The organism is Pseudomonas sp. HMSC067G02 (assembly GCF_001813485.1).
In the GTDB taxonomy this organism is placed as follows: domain Bacteria; phylum Pseudomonadota; class Gammaproteobacteria; order Pseudomonadales; family Pseudomonadaceae; genus Pseudomonas; species Pseudomonas aeruginosa.
In genome coordinates this window covers 219586-238036 of record NZ_KV812681.1, presented here as the reverse complement: position 1 = coordinate 238036, position 18451 = coordinate 219586, and the positions used below count along the sequence as shown (strand labels likewise).

Annotated in this window: 14 protein-coding genes; 6 read left to right on the top strand and 8 right to left on the bottom strand. The window is 67.0% G+C overall.

What is annotated here, in order from left to right; translation table 11 throughout:
• Positions 1-2: 2 nt before the first annotated feature.
• Both mexN and mexM read right to left on the bottom strand, forming a co-directional pair.
• A complete protein-coding gene (gene mexN, locus HMPREF2914_RS15850; RefSeq protein WP_003140284.1) occupies positions 3-3113 on the bottom strand; it encodes a multidrug efflux RND transporter permease subunit MexN in 3111 nt (1036 codons plus the stop codon).
• A complete protein-coding gene (gene mexM, locus HMPREF2914_RS15845; RefSeq protein ID WP_003140285.1) occupies positions 3110-4267 on the bottom strand; it encodes a multidrug efflux RND transporter periplasmic adaptor subunit MexM in 1158 nt (385 codons plus the stop codon). The genes mexN and mexM overlap by 4 nt, the downstream gene beginning before the upstream one ends.
• A 180-nt stretch (positions 4268-4447) precedes the next feature.
• Between mexM and lapG the strand changes: the two genes are divergently transcribed.
• Complete coding sequence (gene lapG / locus HMPREF2914_RS15840) at positions 4448-5161, top strand: cysteine protease LapG (protein WP_023092036.1); 714 nt, start codon at positions 4448-4450, stop codon at positions 5159-5161.
• Positions 5162-7114: a cyclic di-GMP receptor LapD gene (gene lapD, locus HMPREF2914_RS15835; RefSeq protein ID WP_023092037.1), complete on the top strand. Its 1953-nt coding sequence runs from the start codon at positions 5162-5164 to the stop codon at positions 7112-7114.
• Between the two features lie 106 nt (positions 7115-7220).
• Here lapD and lasI read toward each other — a convergent pair whose 3' ends face one another.
• Entirely contained in the window at positions 7221-7826 is a 606-nt protein-coding gene (gene lasI, locus HMPREF2914_RS15830; protein WP_003083017.1) for an acyl-homoserine-lactone synthase LasI, read from the bottom strand.
• Between the two features lie 131 nt (positions 7827-7957).
• Here lasI and rsaL point away from each other — a divergent pair, with 131 nt between their 5' ends.
• Complete coding sequence (gene rsaL / locus HMPREF2914_RS15825; RefSeq protein WP_003083010.1) at positions 7958-8200, top strand: quorum-sensing transcriptional regulator RsaL; 243 nt, start codon at positions 7958-7960, stop codon at positions 8198-8200.
• On the opposite strand, the gene lasR is transcribed toward rsaL, so the two are convergent.
• The 3 genes from lasR to HMPREF2914_RS15810 all read right to left on the bottom strand — a co-directional run bounded on the left by lasR (position 8190) and on the right by HMPREF2914_RS15810 (position 12665).
• Entirely contained in the window at positions 8190-8909 is a 720-nt protein-coding gene (gene lasR / locus HMPREF2914_RS15820; RefSeq protein ID WP_003082999.1) for a transcriptional regulator LasR, read from the bottom strand. The two genes, rsaL and lasR, sit on opposite strands and share 11 nt — an antisense overlap.
• 450 nt (positions 8910-9359) lie before the next feature.
• Positions 9360-12068 (bottom strand): cation-transporting P-type ATPase, encoded by a 2709-nt coding sequence (locus HMPREF2914_RS15815; RefSeq protein ID WP_003087057.1) that lies wholly within the window; start codon positions 12066-12068, stop codon positions 9360-9362.
• Between the two features lie 165 nt (positions 12069-12233).
• Positions 12234-12665 carry an acetyltransferase gene (locus HMPREF2914_RS15810; protein ID WP_003082981.1) on the bottom strand — a complete coding sequence of 144 codons (432 nt, stop codon included), beginning with the start codon at positions 12663-12665 and terminating at the stop codon, positions 12234-12236.
• Between the two features lie 260 nt (positions 12666-12925).
• Here HMPREF2914_RS15810 and HMPREF2914_RS15805 point away from each other — a divergent pair, with 260 nt between their 5' ends.
• Positions 12926-14515, top strand: a complete 1590-nt coding sequence (locus HMPREF2914_RS15805; RefSeq protein WP_023092038.1) for a hypothetical protein — start codon at positions 12926-12928, stop codon at positions 14513-14515.
• Here the strand turns inward: HMPREF2914_RS15805 and HMPREF2914_RS15800 are convergent.
• Positions 14481-16097 (bottom strand): ATP-binding cassette domain-containing protein, encoded by a 1617-nt coding sequence (locus tag HMPREF2914_RS15800; protein WP_023092039.1) that lies wholly within the window; start codon positions 16095-16097, stop codon positions 14481-14483. The two genes, HMPREF2914_RS15805 and HMPREF2914_RS15800, sit on opposite strands and share 35 nt — an antisense overlap.
• A 195-nt stretch (positions 16098-16292) precedes the next feature.
• Here HMPREF2914_RS15800 and HMPREF2914_RS15795 point away from each other — a divergent pair, with 195 nt between their 5' ends.
• Positions 16293-16628: a hypothetical protein gene (locus HMPREF2914_RS15795; RefSeq protein ID WP_003087031.1), complete on the top strand. Its 336-nt coding sequence runs from the start codon at positions 16293-16295 to the stop codon at positions 16626-16628.
• On the opposite strand, the gene HMPREF2914_RS15790 is transcribed toward HMPREF2914_RS15795, so the two are convergent.
• Positions 16586-17197: a tRNA-uridine aminocarboxypropyltransferase gene (locus tag HMPREF2914_RS15790; RefSeq protein WP_023092040.1), complete on the bottom strand. Its 612-nt coding sequence runs from the start codon at positions 17195-17197 to the stop codon at positions 16586-16588. The genes HMPREF2914_RS15795 and HMPREF2914_RS15790 overlap by 43 nt on opposite strands.
• A 293-nt stretch (positions 17198-17490) precedes the next feature.
• On the opposite strand from HMPREF2914_RS15790, the gene bdlA reads away from it, so the two are divergent.
• Positions 17491-18451 (top strand): biofilm dispersion protein BdlA (gene bdlA, locus HMPREF2914_RS15785; RefSeq protein ID WP_083323306.1); only part of this gene is annotated, 961 nt, incomplete at its 3' end.

The window sequence follows — 18451 nt, the reverse complement described above, 5'->3', positions numbered from 1 at the left end:
CCTCATGTCGCCGTCGCCCCAGCGGTTCCGCCGTCCGAGGTCGTCGCCCCGCGCCGGTGGAACAGCCGCTCCAGGGCCAGGTATACCACCGGCGTGCTGAACAGGGTCAGCACCTGGCTCACCAGCAGCCCGCCGACCACCGCGATGCCCAGAGGCTGGCGCAGCTCGGAACCGGTGCCGAAGCCGATCATCAGGGGTATCGCGCCCAGCAGCGCGGCCAGGGTGGTCATCATGATCGGCCGGAAACGGGTCAGGCAGGCCTGGTAGATCGCCTGCTCCGCGCTCATGCCCTGCTCGCGCTGGGCGACGATGGCGAAGTCGACCATGAGGATGCCGTTCTTCTTGACGATACCGATCAGCAGCACGATGCCGATCAGCGCCATGATCGAGAAGTCCTGGCCCCAGGCCCAGAGCAGGAACACCGCGCCGATCCCCGCCGAGGGCAGGGTCGAAAGGATCGTCAGCGGATGCACGAAACTCTCGTAGAGCACGCCGAGGATGATGTACACCGCAATCAGCGCGGCGAGGATCAGCAGCGGTTGCGAGGCCAGCGAACTCTGGAAGGCCTGCGCCGCGCCCTGGAACACGCCGATAATGGTCGAGGGCATGCCGATCTCCTCCTGGGCGCGCTGCACCGCCTGCACCGCCTCGCCGAGAGACACCCCGGCAGCCAGGTTGAAGGACAGGTTGACCGCCGGGAACATGCCGTTGTGGTTGATCTGCAGCGGCCCGGAGCGCGGCGCCGCGACCTTGGCGATGGCCGACAGCGGGACCATCTCGCCGCTCAGCGGCGAGCGCAGGTAGAACCAGTCCAGGCTTTCCGCGCGGCCGCGCTGGCGCGCATCGAGTTCGAGGACCACCTTGTACTGGTTGACCTCGGTCTGGTACTCGCCGACCTGGCGCTGGCCGAAGGCGTCGTAGAGGGTCTGGCTGACATCCTCGGCGCTGAGGCCGAAACGCGCCGCGGCCACCCGGTCGATGTCCAGCGCGGTGACGCTGGCGCCGACCTGCAGGTCGTTGGACACATCCATCAGCCCCGGCACCTGCTTCAGGCGCTCGGTGAGGCGTTGCGCCCAGAGCGCCAGCTGGGTGCTGTCGCTGCTGCGCAGGGCGTACTGGTACTGGGTCCGCGAGGGTCCGGAACTGAGGTTGATGTCCTGCGCCGCGCGCAGGTAGAGCATGATTCCCGGCACCTTGGCCAGTTGCGGGCGCAGCCGGTCGATGAACTCGCCGACCGAGACATCGCGCTCGCCACGGTCCTTGAGGACGATCCAGAAACGCCCGTTGGCCAGGCTCTGGCTACCGCCGGTGACGCCCACCGCATGGTTGTAGCTCTGCACCGCCGGGTCGCTGGCGATGATCTCGGCCAGTTGCCGGTGCTTGGCGACCATGTCGTCGTAGGAGATATCCTCGGCAGCCTGGCTCGTGCCGAAGACGAAGGCGGTGTCCTGCAAGGGGAAGAAACCCTTGGGAATCCCGACGTAGCCGGCCACCGCCACCAGCACGGTAAAGGCGAAGCCGACCAGCATCAGCCGCTGGTGCCCGAGCGCCCAGCGCAGGCCGCGTTCGTAGCCGCCGGTCAGCCATTCGGCGAAGCCCTTTCTCGGCGCTTCGGCATGCCGCAATGCCGGCATGAAGCGCGAAGCCAGCATCGGCGCCAGGGTCAGCGAAGCGACCACCGAGATCAGGATCGCCACCGTCACGCTGACCGCGAATTCGCGAAACAGCCGGCCGACGATCCCGCCCATGAACAGCAGGGGAATGAACGCGGCGATCAGCGAGAAGCTGATGGAAATCACGGTAAAGCCGATCTCCGCCGCACCCTTGAGCGCCGCCTCGACCTTCGAGGCGCCCGCTTCCAGGTGTCGGTGGATGTTCTCCACGACCACGATGGCGTCGTCGACGATGAAGCCGACGGCGATGATCAGCGCCACCAGGGTCAGGTTGTTGAGGGTGAAGCCGAGCACGTACATCGCCGCGAAGCTGGCGCTCAGGGACACCGCCAGCACCGTGGCGACGATCAGGGTCGCCGACAGCTGGCGGAGGAACAGGCCCATCACCAGCACCACCAGGCCAATGGTCAGCAGCAGGGTCAGTTCGACCTCGTGCAACGACGAGCGGATGGTCCGGGTGCGGTCGTTGAGCACGTCTACCTCGATGGTCGCCGGGAGCATCTCGCGCAGGCGTGGCAGCGCGGCCTGGATCGCGTCGGCGGTATCGACGATGTTCGCCCCAGGCTGGCGCAGGATCACCAGCGCCACCCCGGGCACGCCGTTCGGCCAGGCCTGCACGTAGTCGTCCTCGGGCGCCGAGACGATCCGCGCCACGTCCTTGAGGAACACCGGCGCGCCCTGGCGGTAGGCGACCACCAGGTCGTCATAGTCGCTGGCGTTGAACAACTGGTCGTTGGCCGCGAGGGTCGACACCCGCCCCTCGCCGTAGAGCGCGCCCTTGGCCAGGTTGACGCTGGCCGACTGCAACGACTGGCGCAGGTCGGCCAGGGTCAGCTGGTAGGCGGCGAGCTTTTCCGGCTGGGCCTGGATGCGGATCGCCGGGCGCTGCTGGCCGACCACGAAGATCTGCCCCACGCCGTTCACCTGGCTGAGCTGGCGGGCGAGGATGGTCTCGGCGTAATCGCTGAGTTCGATCAGCGGCATCATCTCCGAGTTGACCCGCAGGATCATGATCGGGCTGTCCGCCGGGTTGACCTTGCGCCAGGTCGGCAGGTTCGGCATGTCCACCGGCAGCCGCCCGGCCGCGGCGTTGATCGCCGCCTGGACTTCCTGGGCGGCGACGTCGATGCTCTTGTCGAGGCTGAACTGCAGGGTCAGGGTGGTAGTGCCCAGGGCGCTGCTGGAGGTCATCTCGGTGATCCCGGGAATCGCGCTGAACTGCACTTCCAAGGGGGTGGCCACCGACGAGGCCATGGTTTCCGGGCTACCGCCGGGCAGCAAGGCGTTGATCTGGATGGTCGGGAAGTCCGCCTCCGGCAACGGCGCCACGCCGAGCCGGAGGAACGCCAGCAGCCCCAGCAGCAGCGAGGCCAGGGTCAGCAACGCGGTGGCGATCGGGTGCCGTACGCACCAGCCGGAAATCCCGGCGCGCGGCGTCACGGCCGCCGCTCCGTGGCCTGGGCCAGGCTCGGGCGCGGCTCCTGGATATCGACCAGGGCGCCGGGCATCAGCCGCGAGTGGCCGTCCACCACCACCTGGTCACCGCTGGCCAGGCCTTCCACCACACTGAGGCCGTCGATGTCCTGGAGCACCCGCACCGGCACCGCCTCGACCCGGTCGGCGGCGACCCGGTAGACGAAATTGCCCTCCAGGCCGCGGCGCACCGCCTTGCTCGACAGCACCAACTGGTCGCGCCGGACCCCGGTGTGCAGGCTCACCGCGACGAACTGCCCGGGCCAGAGCCGGGCCTGGCGGTTATCGAAGGAGGCGCGCACGCGGATGGTGCCGGTGGAACTGTCGATCTGGTTGTCGATGGTCAGCAACCGGCCCTCGCCCAGCGCGCTCCCGCCGTCGCGGCTGTAGGCGCGCACCGCCGCCTCGCCGCCGAGCAGCGCCTGCAACTGGGGCAACTGTTCCTGTTGCAGGGAGAAGACTACGGAGATCGGTGCGATCTGGGTCACGCTGAACAGGCCGAGACTGTCGCCGACCCGCACCAGGTTGCCGACATCGACGTTGCGGATACCGACCTTGCCGGATACCGGCGAGGTGATCCGGGTGTAGGACAGGCGCACCCGCTCGGCGTTGATGGTGGCATCGTTGGCCTTCAGGGTCGCGCGCAACTGGTCGACCGTCGCCTGCTGCTGGTCCAGCAGTTGGCGTGACACCGCACGCTCGGCATACAGGCTGCGGTAGCGTTGCAGGTCCTGCTCGGCGGATTTCAGCTGGGCCTGGTTGCTCGCCCTGGAGGCCTGCGCCTGCTCCAGCGCGGCGACGACGGCGCGGTCATCGATGGTCGCCAGCAACTCGCCCGCCTCGACCATCTGCCCTTCGCTCACCAGCAGGCGGGTCAACTGGCCGTCGATCTGGGTGCGGATCACCACGTTGTGCAACGAAGTCACCGTGCCGATGCCGCTGACCTGTTGCTCGACGTCGCGCCGCTCCACCCGCGCCACGTTCACCGGGACCCTGGCCGGCGCGGGCGCCGCCTTCGCCCCGGCGTCGCCGCCGAGCCATGCCCAACCGCCGAAGGCGACCAGGCCCGCCGCCAGCACGCCCACCAGGACCCGTCCCCCACCACTGCGCAACGCCTGCATCTGTCCACCTTTCCCAGTCGCCGGCCTCGCGCGGCCGACTTCGTTCTTCTTTATAAGCAGCGCAGCGGGACCCCACCCTGACCCCTGAATGACAATCCTGTCAGTTTCGCCGGACACCCCGCGCTGGCAGGCCGCCCGGCGCTCTCGTAGACTTCGCTGAGTCCTTCCGGAGCCCGCTCGATGTCCCCAACCCCCGGCGCCCGCCGGCCCTGCCCCAGGGCCTACGCCCCCTGGCTGCTGTCGCTGGCGGCGACATTGCTGCTGGCAGTCGGCGCGGCGCTGGCGCAGTGGGACCTGGAGTCGATACTGAGCCGTGCCGAGCAGCGCTACGGCGAGCTGGGCGCGGCGAAATCGCGCCTGGGCGACTGGGGCCGCCTGCTCGAACAGGGCGGCACGCTCGACGAAGCGGCCAAGCTGCGCGCGGTCAACGACTTCTTCAACCAGTCGCTACGCTTCACCGACGACATCGAAATCTGGCAGCAGGAAGACTACTGGGCGACTCCGGTCGAAGCGCTGGTCAAGGGCGCCGCCGACTGCGAGGACTACGCCATCGCCAAGTACGTGACCCTGCGTCGCCTCGGCGTCGCCAGCGACAAGCTGCGCATCACCTACGTCAAGGCCCTGCGCCTGAACCAGGCGCACATGGTGCTGACCTGGTACGCCAGCCCGGGCGCCGACCCACTGGTGCTGGACAACCTGATCGGCGAGATCCGCCCCGCTTCGCAACGCGACGACCTGTTGCCGGTGTACGCCTTCAATGCCGAGGGCCTCTGGCTGCCCGGCGCCGACGGCGGACGCCGGACCGGCGACAGCAAGAAGCTGTCGCGCTGGCAGGACCTGCTGACCAAGATGCGCGCCGAAGGCCTCGACCTCGACGCCCCCAAGGAGGATTGAATGTCACTGCTCAAGCAATTGTTCCTCGCCATCTGCCTGTTCCTCGTCGTCGCCTTCAGCGGCAGCTTCGTCAGCAGCGTGGAGAACTCCCGCGAGCAGTTGCGCGGCCAGTTGCGCTCCCATGCCCAGGACGCCGCCACCGCCCTCGGCCTGTCCCTGACGCCGCACGTGGACGACCCGGCGATGGTGCAACTGATGGTCAGCTCGATCTTCGACAGCGGCTACTTCGCCAGCATCCGGGTGATCGACATCAAGAGCGGCAAGCCGCTGGTCGAGCGCGTGCAGGCGCATGACGAGCGCACGGTGCCAGGCTGGTTCGCGCGCCTGGTGGATCTCCAGCCCCAGGGTGGCGACGCACTGATCATGCGCGGCTGGGAACAGGCGGCGCGGGTCGAGGTGGTCAGCCATCCGCAATTCGCCCTGGCGCGCCTGTGGGACAGCGCCCTGGGCAGCCTCTACTGGTTGCTGGCCTGCGGCGCGGCGAGCCTGCTGCTTGGCGGCTGGCTGCTGCGCCGCCAACTGCGCCCGCTCGACCAGATGGTACGCCAGGCCCATGCCATCAGCCGGCGGGAATTACTCAGCCTGCCCAGGCTGCCGCGCACGCCGGAGCTGCGCCGCGTGGTGCAGGCGATGAACCAGATGGTGGAGAAACTTCGCACGCTGTTCGCCGAGGAGGCTGCGCGTAGCGACAAGCTACGCGCCCAGGCCTACCAGGACAGTCTCACCGGCCTGCCCAACCGGCGCCTGTTCGACGCCCGCCTCAACGAACAGCTGGGTGCCGGCGAGCACGAGCATGCCGGGCAGCTCCTGCTGCTGCGCCTGAACGACCTGAACGGGCTGAACCAGCGTCTCGGCGGGCAACGCACGGATGAATTGATCCAGGCGGTCGCCCGCTTGCTGGTCGACTCCTGCGGCCAGCAAGGGCGCGCCGACTGGCTGCTGGCCCGCAGCCGCGGCGGCGAGTTCGCCGTGCTGGCTCCCGGTTGCTCCCGCGAGCAGGCCGAACGCCTGGCCGAGGAACTCTGCGAAGGCCTGGAGAATCTTGCCCGCACCGGTGCCAGCGATCTCACGCCGGTCGCCTATCTCGGTATCAGCGCGTTCGCCGAAGGCGACTCGCCCGCGGATCTCCTGGCCCGTGCCGACCAGGCCCTGGCCCAGGCCGAAAGCCAGCCCGCCCAGCCCTGGGCGAGCCAGGACGGCACCGCGCTCGCGGCGCTCAACGATAGCCAGGACTGGCACGACTGGATCGACCAGGCCCTGACGGAGCGCCGCCTGCTGCTCTATTTCCAGCCGGTGGTGGACTGCCTGGACACCCAGCGCGTCCTCCACCACAAGGTCCTCGCGCGCCTGCTCGACCCGCAGGCCACGGCCATCGCCGCCGGGCGCTTCCTGCCCTGGATAGAACGTTTCGGCTGGGCCGCGCGCCTGGACCTGGCGATGCTCGAACAGAGCCTGGAGCACCTGCGGCGCCATCCACGGCCGCTGGCGCTGAGCCTGTCGGCCGCCAGCGTCCGCAATGCGCAGGCGTTCGCCCCACTACTGGCCCTGCTCAAGGCGCATCCGCAGGAGGCGCGCCAGCTGACCCTGGAACTGGACGAGCGGCACCTGCCAGCCGCGGCCGAACTGGAGCGCCTCAGCCAGGTCCTGCGCGAACTGGGCTGCGGTCTCGGCCTGCAGCATTTCGGCGGTCGCTTCAGCCTGATCGGCAACCTTACCCATCTGGGGCTGGCCTACCTCAAGCTGGACGGCTGCTACCTGCATGCCGTCGACCGGGAAGGCGACAAGCGGTTGTTCATCGAAGCGGTCTATCGCACCACCCACAGCATCGATCTACCGTTGATCGCGGAACAGGTGGAAACCCACGGTGAACTCGAAGTACTGCGGGAAATGGGCTTGCGTGGCGCCATGGGACGCCTGTTCGGCAGCCCGGCGCCCTGGTCCGGCGATGCCTGATAGCGAGTCCGGAGCGGGTCGGACTCGCTTTACAGCGGATTCGGCATCGACGCCAGGCGCTCCCTCTCCGACAGAGAACGCGCCGGCGCGAGCCGACAGGTCCCCGTCATGAAACCGCCAGTCGCTGTTCCACCAGCACTCCCCCGTAAAGCGCGATCTGGGTCTTGGCATTGAGTTCGATGCGCAAGGCCACCGCGCGCTCGATGCCGATCTTCAGGTGCGGACCGAAGCGCGATACGTCCAGGCCGGCACGGATCATCATCTTCTCCACGCCTACGGTGGTTACCGTCACCAGCGTCTGGATGTCGTTCTGCAGGCTGTAGCGGGCCAGCGCGCGCATCGCCTCCAGCGTACAGTCGGAAAAGCCCAGCGAGCCTTTCTGTCCAGAGTTGATGGCGAAACGGCTGAGTTCCCAGATGTGCGGCGAGCAAGGCGCTTCCTTGCCGTGCAGAAGCTCCGGGAAGGTGTTCTTCAGCATGTAGGGGCCAGTGGTATCGAGAATTCGCCAGCAACCGAAAACCTGGGCTTCAGGAGTATCTTCCTGGATCAACATGTAATAAGGACTGAGTGCGTCATAACCATCGATTTCCATCTCGTCGATGACACTAACGTCCCAGCCTTTGCGCTCCTTGAACACTTGAGCACGCAACTTGTGCATCTCGCCCAGCAGTTTTTTATCGAACTCTTCGCGCCGACCAATTTGTACGATCATCTTCACTTCCTCCAAATAGGAAGCTGAAGAATTTATGCAAATTTCATAATTTTATAACTAGCAAATGAGATAGATTTCGGTGAACCCGGACCCTTGCTAGGCTCGAAGAAACGTCCGAAAAGATCAGAGCAATGGCTTCACACGAGAGAACACAGCCCCAAAACATGGCCTTCCGGGCAAAGGCCACCCGCACCGCCCGACGGGAAAGCCAGGAAACTTTCTGGAGCCGCTTCGGGATAAGCCAATCCTGCGGCAGTCGTTTCGAGAATGGCGAGAACCTGCCCTTCCCTATATACCTGCTTTTGCATTTCTATATAGAAGGGCAAATTACCGATCGCCAGCTCGCCGACCTGAGAGGCAAGATCAGAGAGTAATAAGACCCAAATTAACGGCCATAATGGCCGCTACGCGGCGGGAGGTCACACCGAACTTCCGCCGAATATTTCCCATATGGAAGTTCACATTGGCTTCCGAGCAGTTGCAGATAACCGATATCTCCCAACTGGTCTTGCCGATGGCGCACCACTGCAACACTTCCTTCTCCCGGCTGGTCAGAACCACCGGTTTGCTGACCGGATGTTCGAAGGCCAGTCCGGCACCGCTCTGCAGTGCGTAGTCCTTGAGCATCCACAGGGTCGGCAGGACCGACTCCATGAAACGGTTGGCCTCGGCCCGGTTTTCCGCTTCCACGCTGAGGCTCAGCGCGCCGAGTTCGCCGCGCGCACCATGCAGCGGCATGGTCAGCCCATACACCAGGCCGGCGGCCGAGGCTTCCTCGAAGAACTCGTGCTGCTTTCGCGTCTGGTAGATGGACGGTTCCCAGAAAATCGGCAGTACGCTCTGGGTACAGTGACTGACCGTTGGGTCGACCCGCGCGTAGCCAGCCCGGTCGTAATGCTCGCGCCAGGCGGCCGGGTAGTTGCCGACGATGAAGGCGTTCTCGTAGTCCTGGCTGTCCTTAGGCAACAGGCCGAAGAGGATCTTCGAGAATCCAAGGTCGCTCGCCATCTTCTGCAGGATGGCGCTCCACTCCAATTTTCCACTTGAGCGTTCCAGCTCAAGAAAACCGTCAACCAAGGCCATAGCGCTACGTTCTTCTTAAACTATTAACCAATCAGCCAAATATGGATTCGGCACCCGATATCCGGCACGTTGTACGGCAGTCCGAGAATCCCGGCTTCCTGCCGAGGCGCATGCGCCCGTGCCCGACGACCCCTGAAGATGTCCAGTCAGCCCACTCTATAGAGTTGGCGTTGTGCCGGAAAGGCACATTTCAGTCCCACTTAACAATAGACCGCGGCGTTTGATGCACCTAGTACGATACCCGTCCTAGAGGGTAAGCAAACGTTTAAATGTGATCTAGATCACATTTTATGCGAACTGAATACCCAGTCACGCCTGGTCCCCGGGTTCACTGTCGGCCCATCGCCACGCGTGCGACCGCTCTCGGCCGGGCGATCCGAGGCGCAGTCGTCGGTGCGCGGCGCACGGGCAAAGGCACAGCGCCGTGGCCAAAGGGGCGACCTCGCGGCATCAGGCCTGCCGGGCACGGACCCGGCGACATAGCCACTTTTCCAGTTCGGCGACGCAGAACAGGCCGAGCCCGGCCAGCAGCACCCGCGCCCACTCGCCCGGGGCCAGGCCGACCGAGCCGAACAGCGCCTGCAACGGCGGCGCGTAGGTATAGAGCAGTTGCAGCACCACGCAGGCGGCGATCGCCAGCAAGACCTGGCGGTTGCCGAACAGGCCCTCGCGGCTGAGCACCGAATCGTAGATATGCCGGCTGTTGAGCAGGTAGAACATCTCGCACACCACCACGCTGTTCACCGCCATGGTCCGCGCGCGCTCCAGCCCGGTGCCATGCTCCAGCTCCCAGAGGAACAGGCCCAGGGCGCCCGCCATCATCAGCAGCGAGACCAGCAGCACCCGCCAGACGAAGAACAGCGACAACAGGGGCTCCGCCGGCGGGCGCGGCGGACGCTGCATCAGGCCGCGCTCGGCCGGATCGAAGGCCAGCGCCAGGCCCAGGGTGCTGGAGGTGACCATGTTGATCCAGAGGATCTGCGCCGGCGTCATCGGCAGGGTCAACTGGAACAGGATCGCGGCGATCACGATCAGCGCCTCGCCACCGTTGGTCGGCAGCATGAAGAGGATGAATTTCTTCAGGTTGTCGTAGACCGCCCTTCCCTCGCGCACGGCATTGGCGATGGTGGCGAAATTGTCGTCGGCGAGGACCACCTCGGCCGCCTCCTTGGCCGCCTCGGTGCCCTTGTTGCCCATCGCTACGCCGACGTCGGCGCGCTTCAGCGCCGGCGCATCGTTGACCCCGTCGCCGGTCATCGCCACCACCTCGCCGCTGGCCTGCAGGGCCTGCACCAGGCGCAGCTTGTGCTCGGGGCTGGCGCGGGCGAACACATCGACGCCCGGCAGCACTTCGCGCAGGCGCTGGTCGTCGAGCAGTTCGATCTCCGCGCCGGTCAGCGCCGGCCGGTCGATGCCGATCCCGAGCATGGCTCCGATCGCCCGCGCGGTGTCGACGTGGTCACCAGTGATCATCTTCACCGCGATACCCGCCGCCTGGCATTCGGCGACCGCGGCCACGGCCTCCTCGCGCGGCGGATCGATGATGCCCACCAGGGCCAGCAGGGTGAAGCCATGTTCCACGTCGGCGAAATCCAGCGTGCGCTGCTCCGCCGGCATCGCCCGTCGGGCGATGGCCAGCAGGCGCAGGCCGCGAGCGGCGGTGTCGGTGGCCAGGCGCCGCCAGTAATCCGGGTCGAGCGACCGCACCGAGTCGCCCACCCGTTCAGCCTCGCACATGTCGAGGATGCGCTCCGGCGCGCCCTTCAGGTAGACCATCGCCTGGCCCGCGTGGTCGTGGTGCAGGGTGGCCATGAAGCGATGCTCGGACTCGAACGGAATCGCATCGCTGCGTGGCCGTTCCGCCGCCAGCGCCTGCGGATCGAGGCCCAGCTTGAGGCCGAGGCTGAGCAGCGCGCCTTCGGTGGGGTCGCCCTCCAGTTGCCATGCCTCGCCCTCCTGGTGCAGGCGCGCCTCGTTGCACAACAGCGCCGCGCGACCGATCTCCTGCAGATCGTCGCGTCCGGCGGGATCGAGGCCTTCGCCGTTGTGGCTGAAACCACCCAGCGGAGCGTAGCCGGCGCCGCTGACCTCGATCACCTGGTCGGCGGTGACGATACGCTGCACGGTCATCTCGTTGCGGGTCAGGGTGCCGGTCTTGTCCGAGCAGATCACCGTCACCGAACCCAGCGTCTCCACCGCCGGCAGGCGGCTGACGATGGCGTTGCGCCGGGCCATGCGCTGTACGCCGAGGGCGAGGATCACCGTCATGATCGCCGGCAGTCCCTCGGGAATCGCCGAGGCGGTCAGCGCCACCACCAGCATGAACATGTCCACCATCGGCTGGCCCTGCCAGAGGGTGCCGAGGACGAAAGTGGCGCCGGCCAGCAGCAGGATCGCCAGGGCCAGCCAGCGACTGAAGCTGGCGATCTGTCGCAGCAGCGGAGTGGCCAGGGTGCGGACTTCGCGCAACAGCGTACCGATCCGGCCCAGTTCGGTATCCCCGGCGGTGGCGACCACCACTCCGCGCGCCTGGCCGCTGGTCACCAGGGTGCCGGAATAGGCCATGCAACGGCGGTCGCCGAGCAACGCGTCGATGGCCACCGCGACGCAGCCCTTCTCCACCGGCACCGACTCGCCGGTCAGGGCCGACTCGTCGACATGGAAGTTCTTCGTTTCGAACAGCCGCAGGTCGGCCGGCACCCGGTCGCCGGAGGCCAGCAGCACCACGTCGCCCGGTACCAGGCGTTCGGCGTCCAGCGCCTGGCGCTGGCCGTCGCGCAGGACCAGGGCATGCAGCGAAAGCATGTCGCGGATGGCGTCCAGCGCGTTGGCCGCCTTGCCCTCCTGGACGAAACCGATCAGCGCGTTGACCACCACCGCCAGGAGGATTACCGCACTGTCCACCCAGAAGCCGAGCAGCGCGGTGACCAGCGAGGCGAACAGCATCATGTACAGCAGGACGTTGTGGAACTGCCGCAGCAAGCGCAGCAGCGGCCCCTGGCGTTTCGGCGCGGGCAACCGGTTGTAGCCGTGCGCCGCCAGGCGGCGGGCGGCCTCGTCCGCGTCCAGGCCGGCGGCGGAGCTGTGCAATCGTTCCAGCACCCGTTGCGGCGGGCTGGCATGGGCGTCGCGGGAAGACAGGGGTGGGATGCCGTTCATGGGATTCCTGCGCCTCGTTCTGTTGAACAGAACTATCGGGCAGGCCTGCGCCGCAACGTTTGACCTGTCTCAAACGGATGCTTGCAGTTGAAAGCATCTGGCCGGGGAAAACTTTTCCGGATGTTGCGCGGCACCTCGCCCCACGTGGCGAGGTGCCGCGCCCTCCTAGAGGCTCATGTGCAGCAGCGGGAACGGCCGCCCCGCCGAGTCGGTCGCGGAGCGGCCGGTCTGGCGGAACCCATAGTGTCGATAGAAACCGCAGGCCTGCGGGTTCTGCTCGTTGACATCGACGCTCAGGCGCGGCCAGGTCGCCCGCGCATGATCGAGCAGGCGTCGGCCGATACCCCGGCCGCGCAGCCCGGGTTCGACGAAGAGCATCTCGACATGCGCCTGGTTCAGGCCAATGAAGCCCTGGGCCACGCCGTCGTCGTCGACCAGCACCCAGACCTCGACGGCCGGCAGGTACAGGTCGCGGACCTGTGGGTAAAGCTCGACGATGTCCGCTTCACTGAGAAAGTCGTGGGTCGCGCGGACGGAACGTTCCCACAGGTCGACCAATGCCGTGTTGTCGGCGTCGACGCGCTTGCGAATGTGCATGCTGGATTCCTTTATCCGAAAGATTCCAGGTAGAACGAAAGGCAGCCGCGACCGCCAGGCCGGGCGCCACGCTGAGGTTCGTCGCCTGGATGCCCGTGGCGCGAATCAACGCATGGACGGTGCACAGCGGCGGCGACGAGGGAGGAAGGGAGCGCCATCCTAGAAGAAAACGACCGGTCGGAACAGCCGCGCTTCTCATGCTTTTCCCGAAACGACGAATGAACGACACTGCGCCCGACTCTATTATCCCGGTATCGCCCATGCCCAGCTCCCCGCTTCCTTCCGGCCGCAGGCTGCCCGCTTGCGCCTTCGCCGACATCGGCGAGCCCTACGCCGTGTTCCAGGCTCCCGGCGGCGCGCTCCTCGCGGTGGCCAGCGCCTTTCATGGGCAACACCCGGGCCGACAGCTCGACGTCTACGAACAGAGCCTGCGCCTGTACCGCGGCGGCGACCTCGAATGCATCGCCGTCCTGCCGGACCTGGGCTTTCCGCTCAACGCCATCGCCTGGCACCCGAGCCGGCCCGTACTGGTGATCGGCGGCGGACGCTACGACGGCGGCGCCTTCTTCGAAGGCGGTCTGCTGGCCTGGGACTACGCGAGCGGCAAGACCCAATCGCTGCTCGCCGACAACCGCGAAGTGCTCGCCTGCGACTTCGAGGACGACGGCCGGCGCCTGACCTTCACCGTCGCCCCCAGCGACGACCTGGAGGACCGACCGTTGTTCCGCCAGCGCCATTCGCTAGCCTTTCCGGTCGACGCCCCACTGGTGCTGGACGACCTGCCCGGCACCCGCCTGCCCTTCGACTGGGCCCTCTACCCTGCCTCGACACAACGCGAAGCAGCGCTGCCGATCCTGGAAAACCTAGCCCTGGGCAAAGATCGGCGGTTCCTGCATCGTCCACCGGTGTGGGACCTGTGCTTTCTCGACGGACAACGCCTGGCCATCGCCCGCGCCAGCCCCCGGCTCGAGCTCTGGAATCTGGCCGACGACAGCCTGCGCAGCTTCGAACTGGCCGAACGGGGCCAGTGCCTGCAGGTCTTCCATAACGCCACGGACGACAGCCTGCTGGTCAATCTGCAACTCGGGTATGCCGCCCAGCGACTGTTCAAGGTGCCGCTAACGCCGGGACAACCGCTGCTCCTGAGCGACTGCCGCCATCTGCTGGCGCAATCCGCCCAAGGCGGTTTTCTCGCCCGCCAGATCGCCCTCGAGGGCAAAGACCTGGAAGACCTCGTGCTCGACCCGGCCGGCCGGATCGTCCACAGGCGCCGTCTCGGACACTACGACCTGTTCAACCACCATCTGCGCATCGACCGTGGCGAAGCCTTCTTCTACCTGGCCGGCAATCCGCCGGAGCAGCACCAGGACAAGGGCCTGTTCCGCCTCGACCCGCAGACCTTCAAGACCCGCGAAGTGCTACGCCTGGAGCGCCACCCGGAGCACTTCAACAACCTGCACGGCTGCCTGCTGGGCAATCGCCTGCTGCTCAACGCCAAGGTCTACAACTCGCCGTATCACGCCTACGGTACCCAGCGCCTGACCTGCTACGACCTGGAGAGCCGCGGCACGCTCTGGGGCGCCACCCTGTCCGCCCAGGTCAGCGCCTTCGCGCCGTTCCCCGGCGGACAATGGATCGCACTGGCGCTGGTCGATGGTCAGGTCGAGGTACGCGACCTCGCCAGCGGCGAATGTCGCTGGCGCTACCGCACGGCAGACGCCATACCGCTGTGCCTGGCAGTCAGCGACAAACTCCTCGCCATCGGTTTCAGCCACGGCGGAGTCAGCCTCCTGCAGATCGCGGCGGATGGCCAGCTCATCGGTCCTCCAGGCGCCAACCCGCGGCAGTAGCCCGCAGTTCGCCGTCCAGCGCCAGGTGGCGGAGAAACACCGGGTCGTGGGACACCACCAGCAAGGCCCCACGGAACTGCCCGAGCATGCTTTCCAGGGCCTGCCGCGCAGCCAGGTCGAGGTGGTTGTCCGGCTCGTCGAGCAATAGCAACTGCGCCGGCCGGTCGGCATAGAGCACCAGGGCCAGGGCCGCCTTCAGGCGTTCGCCGCCGCTCAGCGTCGCGCACGGCTGGGAGAGCCGTTCGGCCGGCAAGCCGAGTTGCGCCAGGCGCGTGCGCAGCCAGCTTTCGCCGCGACTGCGATTGACCTCCAGCAACTGCTCCAGCACGCCTCGCCCGTGGTCCAGCACGCTCAGCCGCTGGTCGAGATAGGCGGCGCCCACCGTCACCGCGCAGGTTCCCGCCAGCGGCGCCCGTTGCCCGGCCAGCAGCCGCAGCAGGGTCGACTTGCCGCTGCCGTTCGGGCCGACCAGCGCCAGCCGTCGCGGACCGCTCAGGAGCAGGTCGATTTCGCGCAACGGCCCGCGCAGATGCGGCAGGACCGCGCCCTTCAACTCGACGATCCGGCGCTGCGCCGCCAGTTCGGCATCGGGCGAATCGAGCAGCAGCGGCGACGCCTCCTCGACCTCCCTGGCAGCCTCGCGCACCTCGCGGCCGAGGCGCTCGCGCTCCGCCTGGTGGGCATTGCGCAGCTTGCCGGCGCTGACCTCGCTACGTTCCCTGAACCCACCGAGCAGGATCTTCGCCTGGTTCGCCGTCTTGCCTTCGCGCCGGCCGCTGGCCTGGCGCCGCTCCTGGCGCTGCTGCTGTTCGCGCATGGCCAGGGTCTGCCGCTTGCGCTCCAGACGACGCTGGTCCAGACGACGTTCGGCGACCTCGCGCGCCTCCTCCCGGCTCTGCGCGTAGAAGGAATAGCCGCCGCCATAGCTGCGCAGGCCGAGGGTCGACAGCTCGACGATCCGCTGCATGCCCTCGAGCAGTTCGCGGTCATGGCTGACCAGCAGCAGGCCGCCGTCCCATGCCGCCAGGCGCGCCCGCAGCAAAGCGCGTGCCGGCCCGTCGAGAGGGTTGCTCGGTTCGTCGAGGATGAGAAAGTCGGCGTCGTCGAGGAATGCGCCGAGCAGCGCTACGCGCATGCATTCGCCGCCGCTCAGGCGTTCGCTCGGGGTATCCGCGCGGAGATGGCCGAGCCCCTCGGCGGCTAGGGCGTCGGCCAGCCTTTGGCGGATGTCCCAGCGCTCGCCCAGGCATTCGTAGTCGGCGTCGTCGATGCTACCCGCCTCGATCCGCGCCAGCGCCTCCAGCCATGGGCGGACGCCAGCCAGGTCGGCGACGGTCGGATACTCGGCCGGATCGAGCTGCTGCGCCAGGTAGCGCACGCGCCCCTGGCGCCGGACGCTGCCGCTGGACGGCTGCAAGTGTCCGGCGAGCAGGCGCGCGAGCAGCGACTTGCCGACGCCGTTGCGTCCCACCAGCCCGGTGTGCCGGGTGTCGAAGGTTTCGTCGAGATCGGAAAACAGAAGGCTGCCGTCCGGCAGCTGGAAAGAGACGCCATCGAGCGTCAGGGTCGACGTATTCGTCATGGATACCCCCTTGATGCATGCATTCCCCCGGGCCCTCGGGCCAGGGACGGAAAACCGGCCGTGCGGACACGGCAGCATCAATTGCGCATCGGACGAACACCTCGTACGGAAGGAAAGACCGCGGCAGTCTACTCCGCCCATGCGGTCCCGCCAATCGGGCATACTTTTCGCTTTCGACAGACACGACCGACCGACATGGCCAGACTGCGCATCGCCGAACTCTTCGAACGGGAACCCTCGCGCTGGGGCGGCCGTGGCGACCCCTACCTCTGGCAGGAAATGGCCGGGCAACTGGCGGACGCGCCCTGGCCGGCCTCCGCCGCGGCCCTGGAACGCCTGCTCGGCGAGACCTTCGAGCGCCTCAGCGGCCATCCGCTGGAATACGATGCCCTGATCTACCTCGCGCGCCACGCCCACGGCGGCATGTCCAGCGGCATGGTCAGCCCGGAGTTCTGGCGCGAAACGGCAATCCCGGAACTGCTCGACCGCTATCGGCGGCGGCGCTCCTGGCTGAGATGGTTGCGCCGGTAGGTATCCTCCCCCATCGCCGCGATCTGCCCCTCGATCAGGGCATCGAACGGTTTCAGCAAGGCTTCGTGGGTACGCGGCGCCTCCAGTTCGTCGAGCGCCGCAGCGATTGCTTCGATGGTCGACAGCGCGCCCTCTCCCGGCGCCTTGCGCAGGCGATAACGCGACGCCATGCCTTCGGCCAGGCTCACCCGCGGCAGGGCCGCCAGGGCCGGGTTCAGGTGCAGCAGCTTGCGCGCCTTGCGCCAGGTGCCGTCCGGCACCACCAGCAGGAGGGGCTCGCCGGCGGCCTCGGCGGCCATCCCCGCCAGCGCTCGCGCCTGCTCGCCGGGAAACAGCAGGCAGGCCCGGTAGCCCGGCACTCGCCAGGTCTCCTCGGCGAAACGCTCGCCGACCCGCAATTCCGCATTGCGCAAGCCGAGCACGGCCAACCCTGCGGTATTCAGCGCGTGCCCGACCTCGCTGGGGTGCTGCAGGACCAGCACCCGCGTACGCGACGGCAAGGAGGGAATCAATGCGCAGAGGCAGTGGCAGGCGGGGCGAGCGCAACGCTCGCAGCGGATACGTGACATGGGACGACTCCTGGAAGGGGCCCAGTGTGCCACAGGCGGAGAGGCATTCTCTCGCTCGCAAAAACGTCATATTTCCGACGAATGGCAGCAACTTTCTTCACCCATTAAGAATAACGACGAATTTTTGTCGTTCGATGAAAAAATACAATCGTCCCGCCCTCTCAACTCCCGTCCGTCCGCGCCGAAGACTGGGATGAGCCCCTCTCTATCCAAGGATGTTTCTCATGTTCACTCGCAAGTACCGACAGATGAACGCCGACTTGCAACAGCAACTCGCCGCCGAGCGCCTGCACATGGCAGCGCTGGACCGCTCCATGGCGCGCGTGGAGTTCGACCCCGACGGCAACATCACCGATGCCAATGAGAATTTCCTGACCCTGCTGGGCTACCGCCGCGACGAGATCCTCGGCAAACCGCATCGCCAGCTTTGCGACGGCGCCTACGCGCAATCGGAAGACTACCGGCGCTTCTGGGAACGCCTGCGGCGCGGCGAACACTTTTCCGGCCGCTGCAAGCGCATTACCCGCGAGGGCCGGCCACTCTGGCTGGAAGCCACCTACAACCCCGTACGCGACGGGCAGGGTCGACTGCTCAAGGTGGTCAAGTACGCCAGCGACATCGATGCCATCGTCCACCAGGAACACGAGATGCAGAGCAAGCTGGATGCCCTGTCCCGCTCGATGGCGATGATCGAGTTCGACCTCGACGGCAATGTCCTCGCGGCCAACGACAACTTCCTCGCCACCATGGGCTATGGCCGAGCCGAGCTGGCCAGCGCCAACCACCGCCAGTTCTGCGAACCGGGCTACCGCGACGGCCCGCAGTACGCCGACCTCTGGCGCCGCCTGAATCGCGGCGAGTACGTCACCGGGCAGTTCCGCCGGGTCCACCGCAACGGCCAGCCGGTCTGGCTGGAAGCCAGCTACAACCCGGTCTACGACGCCGACGGCAAGCTGTTCAAGGTGGTCAAGTTCGCCAGCGACGTCAGCGACCGCATGCGCCGCTACCAGGCCGAGGCGGACAACGCCCACCAGGCCCATACCCTGTCCACCGAGACCCGCACCGTCGCCGAACACGGCGCGCTGATCATCCAGAGCGCGGTGGAGGAAATGCTCAAGATCGCGAATACCCTGGATGCTTCCTCGCTGAACATCGGCGAACTGTCGCAGCACTCGCAACAGATCACCTCGATCGTCAACACCATCCGCGAGATCGCCGAGCAGACCAACCTGCTCGCCCTCAATGCCGCCATCG

Excerpts from the sequence above, each read along its gene's own strand:
- mexM (WP_003140285.1), bottom strand. The coding sequence starts at position 4,267 with ATGCAGGCGTTGCGCAGTGGTGGGGGACGGGTCCTGGTGGGCGTGCTG.
- lapG (WP_023092036.1), top strand. The coding sequence starts at position 4,448 with ATGTCCCCAACCCCCGGCGCCCGCCGGCCCTGCCCCAGGGCCTACGCC.
- lapD (WP_023092037.1), top strand. The coding sequence starts at position 5,162 with ATGTCACTGCTCAAGCAATTGTTCCTCGCCATCTGCCTGTTCCTCGTC.
- lasI (WP_003083017.1), bottom strand. The coding sequence starts at position 7,826 with ATGATCGTACAAATTGGTCGGCGCGAAGAGTTCGATAAAAAACTGCTG.
- rsaL (WP_003083010.1), top strand. The coding sequence starts at position 7,958 with ATGGCTTCACACGAGAGAACACAGCCCCAAAACATGGCCTTCCGGGCA.
- lasR (WP_003082999.1), bottom strand. The coding sequence starts at position 8,909 with ATGGCCTTGGTTGACGGTTTTCTTGAGCTGGAACGCTCAAGTGGAAAA.
- HMPREF2914_RS15815 (WP_003087057.1), bottom strand. The coding sequence starts at position 12,068 with ATGAACGGCATCCCACCCCTGTCTTCCCGCGACGCCCATGCCAGCCCG.
- HMPREF2914_RS15810 (WP_003082981.1), bottom strand. The coding sequence starts at position 12,665 with ATGCACATTCGCAAGCGCGTCGACGCCGACAACACGGCATTGGTCGAC.
- HMPREF2914_RS15805 (WP_023092038.1), top strand. The coding sequence starts at position 12,926 with ATGCCCAGCTCCCCGCTTCCTTCCGGCCGCAGGCTGCCCGCTTGCGCC.
- HMPREF2914_RS15800 (WP_023092039.1), bottom strand. The coding sequence starts at position 16,097 with ATGACGAATACGTCGACCCTGACGCTCGATGGCGTCTCTTTCCAGCTG.
- HMPREF2914_RS15795 (WP_003087031.1), top strand. The coding sequence starts at position 16,293 with ATGGCCAGACTGCGCATCGCCGAACTCTTCGAACGGGAACCCTCGCGC.
- HMPREF2914_RS15790 (WP_023092040.1), bottom strand. The coding sequence starts at position 17,197 with ATGTCACGTATCCGCTGCGAGCGTTGCGCTCGCCCCGCCTGCCACTGC.